Origin of the sequence: Microcoleus sp. C2D2 (assembly GCF_036702495.1) — a bacterium.
In the GTDB taxonomy this organism is placed as follows: Bacteria; Cyanobacteriota; Cyanobacteriia; order Cyanobacteriales; family Microcoleaceae; genus Microcoleus.
This window is the reverse complement of the sequence record NZ_JAUBTO010000382.1, coordinates 1-1,603: the sequence shown is the minus strand read 5'-3', so window position 1 is coordinate 1,603 and position 1,603 is coordinate 1. Positions and strand designations below refer to the sequence as shown.

The window sequence follows — 1,603 nt, the reverse complement described above, 5'->3', positions numbered from 1 at the left end:
CATAAGTGGCAGTTGGTAGAAGCAGAGAAATACCGAGTTGCCAGACAGAGGGCAGAAGCTATTGAAATGTACGATCGGGCCATTTCTGGAGCGAAAGAAAACAAATACATCCAAGAACAAGCCCTCGCTAACGAACTAGCAGCTAAGTTTTATCTTGAATGGGGTAAAGAAAAAATTGCCTCAGTCTATTTAACAGATGCCTACTACGCTTACGCTCGTTGGGGAGCATTAGCCAAAGTTGCGGATTTAGAAAAACGCTACCCTCAATTGCTCGCCCCAATTCTCAACCATAAAAATACCATTACTACAAGCCAGACAATTGCTCGCATCACTGCTGCCACCATCACTTCCACCAGTTCTAGTATTTCAGAAGCACTGGACTTTGAAACAGTAATGAAAGCATCTCAAGCACTTTCAGGAGAAATTTACTTTGATAAATTGCTCTCAATCTTAATGCAAATAGTGATGGAAAATCTCGGAGCCGAAAAAAGCGCTCTGATTTTGAAAAAAGCAGGCAGCTTAATAATTGAAGCCACTGCAATTAGTGGCAGATCGGAAACAATTGTGCTGCACTCAATTTCTCTGGAAACCAGCAATGACTTACCTCACAGCATCATTAACTATGTTGCCAGAACTCAAGAGTATGTCATTTTTAACGACTTGCACAATGAAATTAACAACCCAAAATCTCCCATCCAATATCTCAACGACCCCTACATCATTCAGCATCAACCCAAATCGGTATTGTGTCTCCCGATCCAACATCAAGGAAAAGCGATCGGCATCTTCTACCTAGAAAATAACCTCGCAACAGGTGCATTTACTCCCGACAGATTGGCAGTCTTAAAACTTTTATCCTCGCAAGCTGCCATCTCCATAGAAAATGCCCAACTCTATGCCAACCTAGAAACAAAAGTAGAAGAACGCACCCAAGAATTATCACAAGCTTTAAGAAATCTCGAAGCCACCCAAGCAGGATTGATTCAATCAGAGAAAATGGCAGCTTTAGGACAACTTGTGGCCGGAGTTGCCCACGAAGTTAACACTCCCCTGGGCGCGATTCGCTCCTCCGCAGGAAATGTTTCTAAGTTCTTAAGTCAAACTCTAGAACAGTTGCCTGCACTTTTTCAATCTCTCTCCCCAGAAGAAGCACATAATTTCTTGAGTTTACTTCAGCGATCGCTCCAACAAGAAGCAAGCTTATCAACCAAAGAAGAACGCAAATTGAAGAGAGCTTTGAGAAGCCAACTGGAAGAATTAGGAATTGAAAATGGCGGTACCGTAGCCGATCGCCTAGTGATTATGGGCGTTTATAATGAAATAGATGCCTTTGTCCCTTTGTTACAAAGATCCGATAGTTTACATCTCTTGGAAATCGCCTACAAACTTTCCGAATTAAAAAGAGGCCTCGCTACTATCAACACAGCCACAGACAGAGCATCAAAAGTAGTTTTTGCCTTAAAAACTTATGCCCGCTACGAACAGTCGGGCGAAAAAACAGCAGCCAGTATTAAAGAAGGTATTGAAACCCACATTCCGCAGATATTTAAGCAGATTTAACGATCGCCTGCAATGTAAAAACTTTAGCCTGAAATGATTGCCT

At 42.2% G+C, this 1,603-nt stretch carries 1 protein-coding gene; it reads left to right on the top strand.

Features of this window, described 5'->3' with window-relative positions; all coding sequences use genetic code 11:
* Positions 1–1,560 (top strand): GAF domain-containing protein (locus tag QUB61_RS39360; protein ID WP_333136885.1); only part of this gene is annotated, 1,560 nt, incomplete at its 5' end.
* Between the last annotated feature and the right edge of the window lie 43 nt (positions 1,561–1,603).